Origin of the sequence: Apibacter sp. B3706, assembly GCF_011082725.1 — a bacterium.
Taxonomy (GTDB): Bacteria; Bacteroidota; Bacteroidia; order Flavobacteriales; family Weeksellaceae; genus Apibacter.
The window spans coordinates 26,750-45,069 of the sequence record NZ_CP049715.1 but is presented as its reverse complement, the minus strand read 5'-3'; the positions used below and the strand labels follow the sequence as shown (position 1 = coordinate 45,069).

The 18,320-nt window shown below is 31.6% G+C and carries 16 protein-coding genes; 13 read left to right on the top strand and 3 right to left on the bottom strand.

What is annotated here, in order from left to right:
• Positions 1–15 precede the first annotated feature (15 nt).
• On the bottom strand, positions 16–729 hold the full coding sequence (locus G8C41_RS00195; protein WP_255410567.1) for a Crp/Fnr family transcriptional regulator: 714 nt from the start codon (positions 727–729) through the stop codon (positions 16–18).
• Between the two features lie 85 nt (positions 730–814).
• Between G8C41_RS00195 and G8C41_RS00190 the strand changes: the two genes are divergently transcribed.
• From G8C41_RS00190 to G8C41_RS00150, 9 genes are all read left to right on the top strand, one after another.
• Positions 815–3,199, top strand: coding sequence for a heavy metal translocating P-type ATPase (locus tag G8C41_RS00190; RefSeq protein ID WP_166005756.1), 2,385 nt, complete (start codon positions 815–817; stop codon positions 3,197–3,199).
• A 143-nt stretch (positions 3,200–3,342) separates the two neighbouring features.
• Positions 3,343–3,525, top strand: coding sequence for a cbb3-type cytochrome oxidase assembly protein CcoS (ccoS, locus tag G8C41_RS00185; protein ID WP_105296782.1), 183 nt, complete (start codon positions 3,343–3,345; stop codon positions 3,523–3,525).
• Positions 3,526–3,546: 21 nt separating this feature from the next.
• Entirely contained in the window at positions 3,547–5,778 is a 2,232-nt protein-coding gene (gene ccoN / locus G8C41_RS00180) for a cytochrome-c oxidase, cbb3-type subunit I (protein WP_166005755.1), read from the top strand.
• Positions 5,779–5,987: 209 nt separating this feature from the next.
• Positions 5,988–6,992, top strand: a complete 1,005-nt coding sequence (locus tag G8C41_RS00175) for a cbb3-type cytochrome c oxidase N-terminal domain-containing protein (RefSeq protein WP_166005754.1) — start codon at positions 5,988–5,990, stop codon at positions 6,990–6,992.
• 159 nt (positions 6,993–7,151) lie between these two features.
• On the top strand, positions 7,152–8,612 hold the full coding sequence (gene ccoG, locus G8C41_RS00170; protein WP_160568888.1) for a cytochrome c oxidase accessory protein CcoG: 1,461 nt from the start codon (positions 7,152–7,154) through the stop codon (positions 8,610–8,612).
• A 2-nt stretch (positions 8,613–8,614) separates the two neighbouring features.
• The gene (locus G8C41_RS00165) at positions 8,615–9,076 is read left to right on the top strand and encodes a FixH family protein (RefSeq protein WP_166005753.1); all 462 of its coding nucleotides are present in this window, start codon (positions 8,615–8,617) and stop codon (positions 9,074–9,076) included.
• Positions 9,067–9,798, top strand: coding sequence for a sulfite exporter TauE/SafE family protein (locus G8C41_RS00160; RefSeq protein WP_105296788.1), 732 nt, complete (start codon positions 9,067–9,069; stop codon positions 9,796–9,798). The genes G8C41_RS00165 and G8C41_RS00160 overlap by 10 nt, the downstream gene beginning before the upstream one ends.
• Positions 9,799–9,863: 65 nt before the next feature.
• Positions 9,864–10,610, top strand: a complete 747-nt coding sequence (locus tag G8C41_RS00155) for an MlaE family ABC transporter permease (RefSeq protein ID WP_166004694.1) — start codon at positions 9,864–9,866, stop codon at positions 10,608–10,610.
• Positions 10,611–10,613: 3 nt separating this feature from the next.
• On the top strand, positions 10,614–11,390 hold the full coding sequence (locus tag G8C41_RS00150) for an ABC transporter ATP-binding protein (protein WP_105296789.1): 777 nt from the start codon (positions 10,614–10,616) through the stop codon (positions 11,388–11,390).
• Between the two features lie 14 nt (positions 11,391–11,404).
• On the opposite strand, the gene G8C41_RS00145 is transcribed toward G8C41_RS00150, so the two are convergent.
• Together G8C41_RS00145 and G8C41_RS00140 are read right to left on the bottom strand one after the other, a co-directional pair.
• Entirely contained in the window at positions 11,405–12,502 is a 1,098-nt protein-coding gene (locus G8C41_RS00145; protein WP_105296790.1) for a mannose-1-phosphate guanylyltransferase, read from the bottom strand.
• A complete protein-coding gene (locus tag G8C41_RS00140) occupies positions 12,499–13,113 on the bottom strand; it encodes a SprT-like domain-containing protein (RefSeq protein ID WP_166005752.1) in 615 nt (204 codons plus the stop codon). The genes G8C41_RS00145 and G8C41_RS00140 overlap by 4 nt, the downstream gene beginning before the upstream one ends.
• A gap of 168 nt (positions 13,114–13,281) precedes the next feature.
• Between G8C41_RS00140 and G8C41_RS00135 the strand changes: the two genes are divergently transcribed.
• From G8C41_RS00135 to G8C41_RS00120, 4 genes are all read left to right on the top strand, one after another.
• A complete protein-coding gene (locus tag G8C41_RS00135) occupies positions 13,282–14,511 on the top strand; it encodes a stage 0 sporulation family protein (protein ID WP_166005751.1) in 1,230 nt (409 codons plus the stop codon).
• 19 nt (positions 14,512–14,530) lie between these two features.
• Positions 14,531–14,983: a gliding motility lipoprotein GldH gene (locus tag G8C41_RS00130; RefSeq protein WP_166005750.1), complete on the top strand. Its 453-nt coding sequence runs from the start codon at positions 14,531–14,533 to the stop codon at positions 14,981–14,983.
• 21 nt (positions 14,984–15,004) lie between these two features.
• Positions 15,005–17,413, top strand: coding sequence for a penicillin-binding protein 1A (locus tag G8C41_RS00125; RefSeq protein WP_166005749.1), 2,409 nt, complete (start codon positions 15,005–15,007; stop codon positions 17,411–17,413).
• A gap of 225 nt (positions 17,414–17,638) precedes the next feature.
• Positions 17,639–18,316 (top strand): LysE family translocator, encoded by a 678-nt coding sequence (locus G8C41_RS00120; RefSeq protein ID WP_166005748.1) that lies wholly within the window; start codon positions 17,639–17,641, stop codon positions 18,314–18,316.
• The last annotated feature ends 4 nt before the right edge of the window (positions 18,317–18,320 follow it).

Here is an 18,320-nt window from a genome sequence, read left to right as displayed (position 1 = left end):
TAAAATTTATAATTTTTATGACGTAATATGCCCTAGTCGGGACAATTTTTGATGATTAAGAATTTTTATTCTTCGTCCCTCCACTTCTATAAGCTCATCATTTTTAAATTCAGAAATTAATCGTATCGCACTTTCTGTTGCTGTACCGATTAAATTTGCCATTTCTTCACGAGTAAGAGTAATTTTAATGAAGCCCTCATGATCAACATCAAGTTTTTTCTCTAAAAGAAGTAAAACGGCAGCCAATCTTTCTCTCACCGTATTTTGAGCTAACCAAGTGATGGTTTTTCCTGCTTCTCCTAAGTCTTGGGATATTTTTTTTAATACATCAAAAGAAACTCTGGAACTTATTTCTAACAGTCGATGAAAAATAATTTCAGGGATATATACTGCAGTAATATCTTCTAGAACGGTACAAGAAGCACTAAAACTTTCTCCCCCTAATAAAGAACGGTATCCTACAATTTCTCCTTTTTTTACTAAACGCAGTATTTGATCTTTACCATTATATCCTTTTCTGTTAATTTTACCCGTACCGCTTATAACTCCAAATATTCCGGTAGGTTTATAACCTTCATGTATAATTTCTTGACCTCTTTCAAAACGAATCTCCTTCATTTCTTTATCCAATATGCTATGTTCTTCTTTTGTAAATTGGCTTAAAACATCTTTATTTTTTAATTCTGATATTATTAAATCTACTGAATTTTTAGGCATGATATTACTCATATTTTTAATAATTTACGGACAAAAATAATACTTTAATTTTAAATAAAAGGATATAACTTTGCAGGTTTAGTGATAGTACAAATATATGAGTGAGCATTGTTATCATTGCGGACAGATCATTGAGGACACTCCAATTGATTTTGATAATAAATTATTTTGCTGTAACGGATGTAAATCTGTATACGAAATTTTAAATCAAAATAAATTGGATAATTACTATAATTTAAACTCCAAAGCCGGAATAAAACCTGAAAAGGGGCAAAATTATTTTGAATTTTTAGACACCCCTCAAATTTTTGATAAAATTATTGATTATTCGGAAGGGGGATTAACTCTTATAACTTTTAAAATACCCGTTATTCATTGCAGTGCTTGTATTTGGTTATTGGAAAGTTTAAAAAATATTAATACTAATATTACATATTCTACTGTAAATTTTTCTTCTAAAACGGTACAAATTGCCTACAAAAATGAATTCTATAAATTAAGTGAATTAGCTAATTTTCTAACAGATTTAGGCTATAAGCCGGTCATTAATTTTGAAACTACTGAAAAAAAACCTGAAAAAGTAGATCACACCCTACTTGTAAAAATAGGGATATCCGGATTTGCTTTCGGAAACATTATGCTTTTTGCCTTTCCGGAATTTCTCGAAACTGAAAAAGACCCTTGGCTTCAACAATACAGTTATTTTTTCAGAATCCTTATGTTCCTTTTCTCATTACCCGTAGTTTTTTATTGCGCTTCAGATTATTATAAATCTGCATGGGGAGCTCTAAAACACGGAGTATTAAATATTGATTTGCCCATTGTTATCGGTATATTTGCCTTATTTTTCCGTAGTTGCTTTGAAGCGTATACGGGAATGAGTAACGGTTATTTCGATTCTCTAAGCGGACTTTTATTTTTTATGCTTTTAGGTAAGTATTTTCAGCAAAGAACTTATAAAACTTTAGCTTTTGATAGAGATTACAAATCCTTTTATCCCATAGCCGTAACTAAAATTACCTCCAATAAAACTCATGAAAATGTTCTGATCTCAAATTTAAAAATTGGTGACAGAATACTAATACGTAATCAAGAAATAATTCCTGCCGATTCTATTCTCATTCATGGAGAAGCGTTTATTGATAACAGCTTTATTACCGGAGAATCCAAACTAATAGAAAAGAAGACAGGAGAAAAAATATTTGCCGGAGGAAAACAATCCGGCACTACTATAGAACTCGAGATCATTAAAGAAGTTAATCAAAGCTATCTTACCCGGCTATGGAATAATGAAGCATTTAAAAAAGATACTTCAACTATTGATTCAATAACCAATAACATAAGTAAATATTTTGTGATGGTCATACTGATCATCACAATTGTAAGCGGATTATACTGGTATTTCATTGAAAAAAACACTTCGCAAATGTACCAAGTAATCACGGCTATATTGATTGTTGCCTGTCCCTGTGCATTAGCTCTTTCCGCACCTTTTACCATCGGAAATATCATGAGAATTTTCGGTAAAGAAAAATTTTACGTAAAAGATGCTATCACAGTTGAGAAACTGGCAAAAATAGACCATATAGTTTTTGATAAAACCGGCACTTTGACGATTAATAAAGTCAACAAAATTAGTTATGAAGGAGAAAAACTTACTGTTGAAGAGTTAAAAAACTTAAAAGCTATACTTCAAAATTCCAATCACCCTTTAAGCAGATCACTTTATGAATCTATTTCCATGCCCATTGATCATATATCTATTAAGGACTACGAAGAAATAATAGGTAAAGGAATAAAAGGGTTCATTAAGGGTATAGAATACAAAATAGGCTCATGCGACTTTGTAGGAAATAAAAAAAATATTAATTCTGAAACTTCAGTTTATATTTCCATCAATGGCGTATACAAAGGGTTATATAAAATTAAAAACCAATACAGAAAAGATTTAAAAGAAATTATCAGATCACTTAACCATTATAAAATATCATTAGTAAGTGGAGATAATAATTCCGAAAAGCATAATTTAGAAAAAATATTTTCCACTGACACGGTTATTAAATTTAATCAGTCTCCTCAAGATAAGCTCGATTACATTAAAAATTTACAAGATCAAGGGCATATAGTTTTAATGCTTGGCGACGGACTCAATGATGCAGGAGCCTTAAAACAATCTAATGTGGGTATTGCCATATCAGATGATATAAACAGTTTCACTCCTTCGTCAGATGCCATTTTAGACGGAAATAATTTTGCTTATCTACCTAAATATTTAAAATTATCAAAAAAAGCCTTAGTTATAGTTTCCATTTGCTTCATTATTAGTTTTTGCTATAATATAATAGGATTAAGTTTTGCAGTTTCTAACAGGCTTTCTCCCTTAGTAGCAGCCATACTTATGCCTGTAAGTTCCATTTCAGTAGTACTTTTCACCACCGTGGTAAGTAAAGTTATTGGATATGAAACATTTAAAAAAAGATAAGGTAATTTCTTTATTAGAAAACACATCAAATAACCTAAAATATACCTCAATTTAGAAATATTCTAAATTAAAGATGCAATGTAAAAATATGTTACAAATCATTATCATTCATATCAAATAAAATGTATTTTTGTTCAGTCAGTATGGAAATATTATATTTAATGATATTATGCAGTGTTTCATTAGCTGTTATATTTTTGATCCTTTTTATCTATGGAATCAAGAAAGGACAATTTGATGATGATGAATCACCTGCAGTAAGAATTTTATTTGATTCCAATGATGGCAATTCAAAAGAATCCAAAAACGATAAGAAAGAAAAATAATAAAGTAACTACATAACACCAATGGAAACACAAAAATTTTCATATGATAATAAAATTACAAAAGCGTTTGCCTATGCCACTATACTTTGGGGTATTGTTGGTTTTATAGTCGGACTTACTGTAGCCTCATTATTATTCATACCGACATTACCTGAATTTTTCTTTGGTACTGAAGGAGCCGATTTAGCCAGATCTCAAGGCTTTTTGGGATATGGAAGATTGAGAATGCTTCACACCAGTGCCGTTATTTATGCGTTTGTAGGTAATGGTTTTTTTACAGGGTTTTATTATGCTACCCAGCGATTATTAAAATCTCGAACCAGTGATCTGTTAAGTTGGATTCATTTTTGGGGATGGCAATTAATTATCGTTTCTGTAGTAATTACCTTCTTAATGGGAATCAATACATCCAAAGAATATGCAGAGCATGAATGGCCGATTGATATTATGGTAGCCATTATCTGGATATTATTCGGATTGAACATGTTTATTACCATTGCTAAAAGAAGAATCAGTCATATGTATGTTGCCATTTGGTTTTTTATAGCTACTTGGGGTGGAATTACCTTGTTGTGGGTATTTAATAACTTGGCAATCCCATTAGATTCAAATATTTTACGAGCAAAAAGTTACTCTATATATTCAGGAGTTCAAGATGCCATGGTGCAATGGTGGTTCGGCCACAATGCAGTAGCATTCTTCTTGACTACTCCTATCTTAGGATTAATGTATTATTATTTACCTAAAGCTGCCAATAGACCGGTGTTTTCTTACAAATTATCTATTATACACTTTTGGTCCTTAATATTTGTCTACATGTGGGCCGGTCCTCACCACCTACTATATACCTCTTTACCTGCATGGGCTCAAATGCTGGGAACCGCATTTTCCATTATGCTAATAGCACCTTCTTGGGGAGGTATGCTTAACGGGTTATTAACCTTACGAGGTGCATGGGACAAAGTACGAGAAGATCCTATCCTTAAAATGTTTGTTGTGGCAGTAACCTGCTACGGTATGGCTACTTTTGAAGGTCCTTTATTAGCTACTAAAACATTAAACAAAATCGGACATTTTACCGATTGGGTTATAGGACACGTACATTTAGGAGCCTTAGGATGGAACGGTTTCATCATTTTTGGAGTTATTTATTATATCATCCCAAGAATATATAAAACCAATCTATATTCTGTAAAATTAGCCAACTGGCATTTTTGGTTAGGAACTATGGGAATCATCTTATATGTTATCCCAATGTACATGAGTGGTTTTACTCAAGGCTTAATGTGGAAACAATTTAATCCGGATGGAACTCTTGTTACGAAGAATTTCCTTGAAACCGTTACATCGCTTAGATATTTCTTTATATTTAGATTTATTGGAGGGGTACTTTATCTTTCTGGAGCCATATTATTAGTTATAAACATTATTGCAACTGTTAGAAAAGGTACATTTGTAGCTAACGAAGAGGCAGAAGCCCCTGCTTTACATGTTTCTCCGGCAAAAGGCCCGAACGAAAAAACGCATTCCTGGTTAGAAAGAATGCCTCTTTTCTTCTCTGTTTTAGCAATAATTGCTTTGGCAGTCGGTGGAGCCGTGGAAATTTTACCAACCATTTTCGTTAAATCCAATATACCACAAATAACAAGTGTAAAACCCTATACCCCTTTAGAATTGGAAGGAAGAGACTTATACATCCGTGAAGGTTGTAATGCCTGTCATTCCCAAATGATACGTCCTTTTAGAGATGAAGTAGTTCGATACGGAGAATATTCTAAAGCAGGAGAGTACGTATACGATAGACCTTTCCTTTGGGGATCTAAAAGAACCGGACCTGATTTACACAGAGAAGGAGGAAAAAATCCGGATTCATGGCATTTTACTCACTTATTCGACCCTAGAGAAACTTCTCCCGGATCCATTATGCCTAGATATCCGTGGTTAATTTATAACGAATTAAATGTCTCCAAAACTAAAGAAAAGTTAGAATTAATGAATAATTGGTTCAATGTTCCTTACGAACAAAAGGATATTGACAATTATAAATCTAATATGGAGGCTCAAGCAAAAGAAATTGCAGCCAGTATATTTACAGACAGACCCGACTATAAGGCCGGTTTTGATGCCTCTGCAAAGGCTGAGGGTGCTAACTTTGTTCCATTGGAAAAAAGAGAAATTGTAGCTATAATTGCTTATTTACAAAGACTTGGTGTTGATATCAAAAAAACACAGGTAGAAACGGCAAATAATTAGAAAAATGCTCAAATTTTATAATAAAATAATTGCAGGAGTAGATAATGCCATAATTTATCAAAGCTTAGCTCTTCTGCTTTTTGTCTTATTTTTTCTTGGAGTAACTTTTATGGTAATGAACAAACCAAAAAATTACTATAACGATATGAGCAATCTACCCTTGGAGGATAATGAAAAAAGAACTAATAATATAAATACTAAATGATCATATGAAACCTAGAACACCCTTTGTCATAAATGCTATCTTATCGGTATTTTTAATTACCGGTGCATTTTACATGTTCTTGCAAAACTTTGATTTCATCACAAATCCTATATTTTTAGCCACTATTGCCATTTCTTTTGTGTTATTACTTATTAACAATTCTTTAAATGCTTTAATAGATGCTGAAAAATTTAAGTTACTTTCAGACAGTGAAAAAAAGGACTATTTAGAACTTTTAAAAACCCCTTATTTAACTCGACTTTGGAGAGATGCATTCAAACAAAGCAAAGCAGAAGAAACCGGTGAGATTAAATTAATAGATCATGGGTATGACAATATAAAAGAATTGGATAATCAATTGCCTAGATGGTATATAGGTTTATTTGCCGTAACTATCACTTACGGTGTTGTGTATCTTTTTTCCTATGCATTTACAAGTTTTGCGCATCCGGATGTTGAATATGAAGAAGAATATAAAACTCAGATGGCTGAAATTGCCGAATATGAAAAGATAGCTCCTCAAGCCACTATAGAAACCGCTCAATTTAATCCGGATGCAGTAGCAGATGGAAAGGTAATTTATGAACAAATTTGTAAAACTTGTCATGGCGAGGGAGCTAAAGGACTTTCCGGTCCTAACCAAACGGATGATTATTGGATTAATATTCAAGAAGAATACAATAACGCAAAAGAAGACTCTGAATTTAAAAATATTTTTTATACAGTATGGAACGGTAGTAAAAATAATCCTACCATGAGAGCGTTCGGAGCGACCGGAGAAATAAAAGGAAATGATATTGTTAAAGTGGCAAGTTACTTGTACCAACTTAATAAAAATTCTCCTAAAGATTCTGAAGGCCGTTCAGTAGATAAAACCGCCAAAGAACCTCAAGGTAATTTAGCACCTTGGTCCAAAGCATATAAAGGAGGATCCGGTACAGCTGCAACACCAACCGAAACAACTCCCCCGGCTGCAACTACGCAAAACTCATCAAACTCAGAGAAGTAAAATAAAAATTATATAAAAGTCTGTTTAGTTTCAATTGGAGATTAACAGACTTTTGCTTTTTAAATATAATTTTACTCTTTTTTATAAATGTAGAATTTAATGAAATAAAGTATAATTATAGATATCAAACTTAATAATTAACTAAATAAACAAAACATCATGTCTCAGGAAACGGAGGATAAAAAAATTCCTGACCTTGAACAACAAAAGGAAGAATTCAGAGAGAACCTTGCTACTGCAGACGTATCAGGAGAAAGAAAATGGGTTTATGTCCGAAAGCCTCATGGCAAATTCACAAAATACAGAGATATAGTCAGTGCATTCCTTCTCATCATTTTGTTTATATTTCCATTTGTTAAAATCAATGGAAATCCTATTTTCCTATTTGATATATTAAACAGGCAATTCTATATATTCGGAGCTTATTTTTCCCCATCAGACTTTTATCTTTTTGGTATAGGTTTAGTGACAACTACGGTTTTCATCATTGTATTTACCGTGACATATGGTAGAATTTTTTGCGGTTGGATATGTCCACAAACTATATTTATGGAACATGTTTTCAGGAAAATTGAATTTCTTATCGATGGAGACAGAAATATGCAAATTCGCCTCGACAAACAAGAATGGAACGGTCAAAAAATTAAAAAGAGAATTTTAAAATGGTCCATCTTTTTAATTGTTTCTTTACTAATATGTGCTGTATTATTTTCCTACGTTTTAGGCACCGATGAGATACTAAAAATTTTTAAAGAAGGTATTTCAAAAAATGTCACCGTATTTATAGTATATATCATATTTACCACTTTATTTTATTTTGTATTTGCTTGGTTCAGAGAACAAGCCTGTACTTTTGTTTGTCCATATGGCAGACTTCAAGGGGTACTAATTGATAAAGACACGATAAATATTGCTTATGATTTCGTGAGAGGAGAAGGTACTGCCGGAAGAGCAAGTTGGAGGAAAAATGAAGACAGAAAAGCTTTAGGAAAAGGAGATTGTATAGATTGTAAACAATGTGTTGAAGTTTGTCCAACGGGTATTGATATAAGAAACGGAAGTCAATTGGAGTGCGTGAACTGTACTGCTTGTATTGATGCTTGTGATATGGTAATGACCCGAATGAAAATGCCAACAGGTCTAATTAGGTACGCTTCGGAAAATATGATTGAAAAAAGAACGGATTTCAAATTTACTCCGAGACTAATTGCCTACACTATAGCTTTATTGGTTTTGACATCGGTTTGTATATCATTATTGTTCATTAGATCAAGTGTGGAAACCAAATTTTTAAAAATTGTTGGTACTCAGTTTACTATAGAAGAACAATTAGTTGTTGATGAATATCAATTTATATTTTCTAATAAAACTACCGAAAAGAAAAAACTAAACGTAAAAATACTTAAACCCAATCATGCAAGTATAACTTTAGTAGGATATGGTACACAATTTATCATACAACCTAAACAAACTCTCAAAGGTACAGCCACTATTAAAATTCCTCAGTCTGATTTAATTAAAACCAAAGAAGAAGTAATTATTGGTATCTTTGACGAAAATGGTAAGAAAGTAGATGAGTATAAAACTAATTTTATTGGTCCGTCTAAAATCCGATTTTAATTATGAAATTTAAATTTACTTGGGGGCACGGGGTTATTTTAACACTTGCCTGCTTTATTATATTTATTTGTACATTGATATTCACCATAGAATTTTCAAAGAATACTTTTGACCTGGTAACAGATAATTATTATGAAGAAGAAATAAATTATCAAAAAGAGATTGATGCTACCAACCATGCTGCTTTATTACAAGAAAAACCTAAAATTGAAATATTACCTGAATCCGGCATTAAAATAATCTTTCCAAAAGAATTTAATTATACTAATACCACCGGAAAATTTAAACTTTTCAGAGCCAATTCTCAAGCTTTAGATATTAACAAGAAAGAACTTGATTTATCTCCTTCTAATACCATTTTAATACCGGCTAAAGTTTTAGTAAAAGGAAATTATACATTAAAATTATATTGGGAAAAAGAAAAAACTAACTATCAGATGGAAATACCGTTAACATGGAATTAGATATCGTTTACTTATATACAGCACTTAGTTTAGGATTATTGGGGGGATTTCATTGCATAGGAATGTGCGGCCCGATCGCTTTTTCCATTGGTCTGGATGCTACTAATAAATTTAAATTCTATACTCAGAATATTTTATATCAATTGGGAAGAATAACTACTTATTCTTTATTAGGAGGCATTTTAGGAATTGTAGGTAAAAGCTTTAATATAGCCGGATATCAAAAATACATATCTATCTTTGCCGGTATTCTATTAATTCTCATGGTATTATTGCCGGGAAAAACCACTGAAATCGGAGATAATTTCAGACCGATAAATAAGTTCATGATTAAAATTAAACTATTTTTAGGTAGATTTCTTCAAAGGAAAGACAATACTTCCCGATATCTTACCGGAGTACTTAATGGATTTCTTCCTTGTGGAGCTGTTTATGTGGCTTTAACTTCTTCGATTGCTGCCGGTGGAATTATTCAAGGTATGCTATTTATGGCCGTTTTTGGATTAGGGACATTTCCTTTCATGTTCATAACAACATTAACCGGTAAATTTATTGGAGCTAAAGTTAGATTTAAGATTCTAAAAATATTTCCTTATTTTATAGTTTTAATAGGCATTTTATTCATATTAAGAGGGTTGGGGTTAGGTATTCATCTATTGTCTCCCTCAGATAAAGCTTTAAAATTGGAACAAAGATCACATGCGAAAAGTTGTTGCCATTAAAACGGTTTCCTTTAAAAATAATCTTTCTTTTTTTAAAAATAAAAAAATAGTAACTTCGCACCATTATGGGGATGATTTCGAATATTGGAGCATATTCTTTCTTAATGGCAAGGGTTTTTAAAAAACCCCAAAAAAGAAAAATTTTCAGAAAAAATTTACTTAGAGAAATAAATGATTTAGGAGTTAATTCCGTGGGTTTGGTTGCTTTCACCTCTTTTTTTGTGGGTGCAGTAGTTGCCATTCAAATGTATAATAATTTCAAGACATCCTCTTTCCCTATTCCTGATTATTATGTGGGATATGCAACCAAAGTGGTTCTGATACTGGAATTTTGCCCTACAATAATTAGTGTTGTATTAGCCGGAAAAGTGGGTTCTTTTATTGCATCGAGCATCGGTACTATGAGAGTTACCGAACAGATTGATGCTTTGGAAATCATGGGAGTAAACAGCCCATCGTATCTAATTCTTCCGAAAGTGGTTGCTTCTTTATTTTTTAATGTAATCTTAATCATGATTAGTCTTTTGATGGGCATTCTGGGAGGTTATTTTGCGGGAAGTTTTTCAGGAAGCTGGGCCCCGGTAGATTATGTTCAAGGACTTCAAATGGCATCACCTGATTTCTTTATTTACTATTGTTTTATAAAAACTATCGTATTTGCCTTTATCATAGCAACAGTACCTTCTTATTATGGTTATACCGTAAAAGGTGGTTCATTGGAAGTTGGGCGTAATAGTACTTCAGCTGTTGTATGGACAACAGTCCTTATCATCATCACAAATTTAATGTTAACTCAACTTTTACTAGATTAAACAATGATTTCAGCAATAAACGTTACTAAATCATTTGATGGTGTAGAAGTCCTTAAAGGGATTACTACTACTTTTAAAAAAGGAAAAACAAATTTAATTATCGGACAAAGTGGTTCCGGAAAAACTGTTTTTCTTAAATGTCTTCTTGGCTTATTTGAACCTACTTCCGGACAAATTCTATACGAAAATACAGATGCATCCAAATTATCTGTATCTGAAAGGCAAAATTTACGAAGCGAAATAGGAACCGTGTTTCAAGGGAGTGCCCTGTTTGATTCCATGACGGTTGAACAAAATGTAAAGTTTCCTCTTGAAATGTTTGCAAATATATCTGAAAAAGATATGAGGGAACGGGTAGATCAAGTATTAGAACGAGTAAATCTAACAAATGCGCGTAAGAAATTTCCATCTGAAATTTCCGGAGGAATGCAAAAAAGAGTAGCTATTGCACGTGCTATTGTTAATAATCCAAAATATTTATTTTGCGATGAGCCAAATTCAGGTTTAGACCCTCAGACTTCTCAAATAATAGATAAACTTATTCATGAAATTACCCGTGAATACGACACAACTACTATTATAAATACTCACGATATGAATTCTGTTCTTGAAATAGGTGAAAATATAGTTTACCTAAAAAACGGTGTTAAAGAATGGGAAGGAGATAAAAACTCTATCGTAACTTCTGATAACCAAGCTTTATTAGATTTCGTGTTCTCTTCAAAAATATTTAAAATGGCTCGTGAAGCCATGCTATATCATCAAAATAATAAAAAGTAAGAAACGAAGAAATATTATTCTTTTGAAGATTTCTTACTTTCTTCCAATTTTTTAATATTTTCTAAATAATCCTTAATTTTTTGATCATTATTTCGGGGACATATTAATAGTGCTTCTGAAGTATCCACTATTATAAAATCTGTTAGTCCATCAATAATATATATTTTATTCGAGAGGTCTGTTTTTATAATGGTATTACTGGTATCGTATGTATAAATATTGTTACCGTGTACTGCATTCCCTTCTTCATTTTTGTTAAAGTTCTCATATAATGCACTCCATGTTCCTAAATCACTCCACCCGAAAGTAGAAGGAATCACCCAAACATTATCAGATTTCTCTAAAATGCCATAATCAATTGAAATTTTTTCAATTTTAGAATAAATTTTTTCTACAGCCTCCGGTTCTTTATCTGTATTATATTCAGGGATTATAGATTCAAAAGATCGATACATATCCGGAAGATATTTTTGATAAGAACTTAAAATACTTCGACTTGACCAGATAAAAATTCCTGAATTCCATAAAAAATTCTTACTTTTTAAGAACTCTTTAGCCGTTTCTAGATTCGGTTTTTCTTTAAAAGATTTCACTTGATAAAGCCCCTCTTTGCCTTCCTTAATGTACTCAATATATCCATATCCGGTGTCAGGTCTTGTCGGAGCAATACCTAAAGTTACCAATATATTATCATGACTAGCATGTTTTAAAGCGTTTAATACATTAGTAACAAATTGATTCTCATTGATAATTAAGTGATCTGAAGGAGCAACGATAATACTTGCATCCGGATTTAATTTATGGATTTTTTCTGCCATATAAATGTTACAGGCAGCTGTATTCATCATTTTGGGTTCACCAATAATTTGGTTTTTTGAAATATCGGGTAATTGACTCAATGTAAGATCAACGTATTCTTGATTAGTGATAACAAAAATATTTTCTTTTAAGATAATTTTACTTAATCTTTCAAATGTTTGCTGAATTAATGTTTTCCCTGTACCTAAAATATCATGAAACTGCTTTGGGAACTTTGTGGTGCTTATTGGCCAAAAACGACTACCTATACCTCCGGCCATAATTACACAATAATAATTCTTATTCTTTGTCATAAAACATTTATTTCAGTAACCGGAGCATTCTCCGCAATCAAATATCTTTTACCTGTATTTTTTTCAATGCAAATATAGCGAGTTTTTGATTTCTTTAATTTATAAAAAAATTTATTGTTAATTTTAAATAAAGCATTTACATGTAAATCTTTCAATAACAACGCATTCGGATCTTGTTTTCTTATAAAATATTCAGATAATTTTTTATCTGCATAAAAACTTGCTTTGGGATTCTGCATAAAAACTTTCAATATCACTTTTAATTCTTCTTCATATACATCAATACTTTCAGAAATCATTTCAGAAAATGTTTTTTTCCACTCTCTACCATGAGGTTGAATTCTTCTAGAATACAAATCAAAAGCTCTTAAATGTGCTATTTCATGGGTTAAAGTTAAAAAACATAACGATTTTAACATACCCGAATTTACTGTTATTATATGAGGATTACCTTCTTTTGGAACTCTATAATCTCCTAATTTAGTTGATCGTGGTTTTTTTATAACCAAATGAAACCAATATGGTTCCAGCCATTTTTCAATATAAACTATTGCTTCTTTAGGGATATGGGGATTTAATTTTGAATAATCTACTTTTTTAGAAGTTTCCACTATATTTTTAAATATTTCTGTAAATTTTCTTCAAAAGTAAGCCTTTTATATTAAATAATGGAATATAACGACTATATACCTTTCTTGAGAAAGGTAATTGTAAAAAATATTTTTAAGACTTATAACTTTAAAAATATCTATCTTTGTGAATTAGATTAATATCAAAATATGGAAACATGCAGTTCTTGTGGTTCGGGAGAACTACCTAAAGGATGTAAAAATAATGGAGCTTGTGGAACTGGAAATTGCAACAGTAAACTTTCTGTATTCAATTGGTTATCCGACATACACCCCCCTACTCAAAAAAATCAACCCCAATATATTGAAGTACGATTTAAAGACGATAGAAAAGATTTTTATCTAAATGATTCCCATTTACCCCTATCAATTGGCGACATAGTTGCTGTGGAAGCTAATTCAGGACATGATGTAGGGATTGTATCTTTAACCGGAGAATTAGTCAAAATCCAAATGAGGAAAAAAAAGGCTAAAATTGATGAACTGTTTAAAGTTTATAGGAAAGCATCTCAAAAAGATATTGAAATTTGGCAAAACTATAAAAACAAAGAGCACTCGGTTATGCTTGATGCGAGACAAATTGCCAGGAGTTTGGGACTTCAAATGAAAATTTGTGATGTAGAATTCCAAGGGGATGGGTCAAAAGTTACGTTATATTATACGGCAGAAGGCAGAGTAGATTTTAGACAGTTGATAAAGGAATATGCTATGTCCTTTCGCTCAAAAATTGATATGCGGCAAATTGGTTACAGGCAGGAAAGTGCCAAAGTGGGAGGAATTGGATCCTGTGGGCGAGAGTTATGTTGCTCTACTTGGCTGACAGATTTCAGATCAGTTAATACTGCGGCGGCAAGATATCAACAATTATCCATCAATCCGCAAAAATTAGCCGGACAATGTGGTAAATTGAAATGTTGTCTTAATTTTGAGTTAGATACCTATGTGGATGCCTTAGCTGATTTTCCTTCCAGCCAAACAGTATTAGAAACTGAAAAGGGTAAAGCATATTGCATTAAAGTGGATGTATTTAGAAATCAAATGTGGTTTACATATACTGATAATTCTATTTCTTGGTATCCTGTAAATATTTATGAGGTTAAAAAATTAGTTGAACTTAATAAAAAAGGTGTAACTATTAAACCATTAGATGAACTTCAGGAAAAAGAAGATTTAAAAGTTGATTTAATTGAAGAAAATAATTTGAATCGATTTGAAAAAAAATCGAAATCAAATACTAAACGGAAATCCAAAAATAAAAATCAACAGCGAACCAATTCAAAAAATACAACTGAAAAGCCTAAACCAAAAGCTAAAACTAATACTAACGTTCAATCAAATTCTAATCAACCCAAAAAAAGAACTCCTAAAAAACCTAAGTAATTTTTTAGAACAATTTTAAATGAAAAAATTTCTTTTTATATCTCTTTGCTCAATGTTTCTTTTCATAAATTGTAATCATAAGTATGAATACTCACAAATGAAAAGCATCAATAATTCTTGGAGTAAAAAAGATACTTTAAATTTTAATTTTACCGTTAAAAATGCTTCCGACAAAAAAAATATAAATTTTATAGTAAGGAATAATGAGGATTATCAGTTTAGTAATCTCTATTTATTTATTAAATTAAAAGAAGGAAAAAAAGTTATTAGTACCGATACCTTAAATTATATATTAGCTGATAAAACAGGAAAGTGGCTTGGTTCGGGCATGGGATCCATTAAAGAAATTTATTTTCAATATAAAAAAGATTTCTCATTTACTAAAAACGGGGACTATACACTTTCCGTTGTTCAAGGAATGAGGAAAGACACTTTAAAAGGCATTGTAGACTTTGGAGTAACTATTGAATAAACTTACCATAGAATATATATTATGGCATTAACAAATAAAAATAAGAATAAGACCAATACTATAAATAAAATAAATAAATCTAATTCCACTAAAAAATTTATAAGAAAATTTTTTATATGGTTTTGGGGATTATTTTTTGCCGGAATTTTATCATTTGCTTTGCTTTTTTTATTAACAATTTATGGCTTTTTTGGAGAAATGCCCAATGTTAGAGATTTGGAAAATCCGGATATATTTGTTGCCTCTGAAATTATATCTGCAGATGGTGTTGTAATTCAAAAGTTTGAAAAAGAAAAAAGAATCCCGGTAGAATATCAAGATTTACCCCCATACCTTATTTATGCTTTAATGTCTAAAGAAGACGAACGTTTTCCTTACCATTCAGGGGTTGATAAAAAAGCTTTATTCAGGGCTGTTTTTTATGGTGGAAAAAGAGGGGGGGGTAGTACCATAACCCAACAGTTAGCTAAACTTCTTTTTACGCAAAAAGATGATGACGAGGGTAACTTTTCTTACAAAGGGGTATCGCAAAATAAATTTCAACGAGCTTTCCAAAAAATAAAGGAAATTATAATCGCGGTTCAACTCGAAAAATTATATACTAAAGATGAAATCTTAACTCTTTATCTAAATAAATTCGATTTTTTATTTAATGCTAATGGTATTGCAACCGCATCCAAGGTATATTTTAATAAAAATGTTAAAGATTTGGATCTATCACAAAGTGCCACATTGGTTGCTATGTTAGAAAATCCGGTAGTAAACAATCCTAAAATTAATCCTGAAAATGCCAAAAAAAGAAGAAATGTTGTCTTGGGCTTAATGAAGGACCAAGGTTACATTACTGAAGCAGAATTCAATTCGATTAAAGAAACCCCTATTGAGCTTAACTACAGACCAGTAAAAGAAATTGGCGAAGGATATTCCGCTTATTTTAAACATGCGTTAAAAAAGGAAGTAAATGCCGTTTTAAATGATTATGAAAACCAAACAGGAAAAAAATATAATCTTTATAAAGACGGACTAAAAATATATGTAACTCTAGATTCTAGAATGCAAAAATATGCTGAAGAAGCAATTGAAAAGCATTTAAAAAATCTACAAAAATCTTTTTTCAGAGAGCAAAAACAAAGGAAATATGCTCCTTTTTACACTTATCCGGGAGATCCTAAAATTGATTTTTTATACAACAAACTCATGACAGATGCCATGAAAAGAACCGGAAGGTATAAAAACCTGAAAAATAAGGGATTATCTGATGAGGAAATTGTTGCGGAATTTAAAAAACCAATCAACTTACAAATCTTCACATGGAAAGGCGATAAAGATACTTTACTATCTCCTTGGGATTCTATAAGATATCATAAACATATTATACAAGCAGGGCTAATGGCAATGGAGCCTCATTCGGGAAATATAAAAGCATGGGTTGGAGGAATCAATTGGAAACATTTTCAATACGACCATGTTAAACAAGCACGTAGACAGGTTGGATCCACGTTCAAACCTTTTGTATATGCCACAGCCATTAAAAACCTTAATTACACCCCTTGTACACAAGTTTCAAATGCAACTTATACCAAAGGTAAATGGACTGTTGCCGGTAACGGCGCTTCTATGCCTTTAAAAACAGCACTTGCCTATTCCAAAAATGCGGTAACAGCAAGGTTAATTGATGCTACCGGATATGATGCAGTTATAAAAATGGCCAGAGATTTAGGAGTTGAAAGTCCTATCCCCAGAAACAATACTATTGCCTTAGGATCTGCAGACTTAACCATTTATGAAATGGTTGGAGCCTATAGCACTTTTGCAAATTTTGGGAATTACACCAAACCTGAAATGGTTTGGCGTATTGAAGACAGCAACAATAAAGTAATCAAGGAATATCAACCACAGGTAAGAGAAGTTATGAATGAAATATACGCTTACACTATGATTGAATTAATGAAAGGGGTAATTGACCAAGGTACAGGCCGAAGAGTCAGGAGTATGGGCATTGATGCTGAAATTGCAGGTAAAACAGGAACGACCAATAAAAATGCCGACGGATGGTTTATAGGAATTGCTCCTAAATTAGCTACCGGCATATGGGTTGGATGGGAAGACAGATATGCGCATTTTGAATCATCAACTTCCATTGGTCAAGGAGCAAGTATGGCTTTACCTATTTGGCCCTATTTTATGCAAAAAATATATGCTGATCCTAAATTGGAAATAACCCAAAAAGATAAATTTGCAAGACCTGAAACAATGAATGACAATTTTAGTTGTGATGATTTGGCTTCATACGGTGCTTACGACGGAAGTTATTCTTCAGATGAGGATGGAGGGTATTATAATTCATCGAACGAAAACCATGGTTCTAATAAAACAGAAAATATAAATCGAGATACCAGAAAAAAAGATACGGTGAATTTTGATAAATAAATAATAAAAAAGTTAATTCACTCTTTATTTTACATTAAAAATAAGTAGATAAACATTATTATTATAAAGAGCATTTTTTTATTTTTTTTCGTATTTGGGATAAAAATTAGGGATTACACTCAAATAAACATGATAAACAATCCATAAAATAATCTCATCTAACTAATATCTGTCACATTATGTTAACACAAAATTACGTACCTTGCAAATTATTATAATAATTTAATGATTTCTCTAATCACATCTGCAATTTTACTTGGGCTAATTCTCAGTCTTGTTTTAATAGGTCCCGTATTTTTTCTTCTGATTGAAACCAGTCTTACTAAAGGTATAAAACCTTCCATAGCTCTTGAAACCGGTGTAATCTCTGCAGATATACTTTGCATTTATGTTTCGCATACAGGTAGTAAAGGTTTACTAAAGTTTATAGACACACATCCATCGGTATACATGATTGCCGGTTTTGTAATTTTTATTTACGGATTATACAATATTCTTTCAAAAGGTAATTTGCATATTAAAACAGATGCTAATATTGCGACTACCAATTATTTTAAAACCTATATGAATGGTTTTTTACTTAATTTGGTTAACATTGGTGTTATCGTATTTTGGCTGACAACAGTTGTATTAATATCCGCACAATATTCAAAACCTTCCGATTTTTATTTATACATAACCATTTTATTAATTACTATGGTGTCTGTTGATATGTTAAAAATATTTTTAGCTTCCAAGTTTAAGCATCAGCTGACCGATCAACTTGCCTACAAAATAAAAAAAATTGTAGGTATTGCCCTTATCGTATTTGGCATTATTATCTTTGGTAAAAGCTTTATAAAAACTAAAACAGAAAATCCTTTTGAATTAATCGAAAATAATAACTTCCGAAAGAAAAAGTAACACT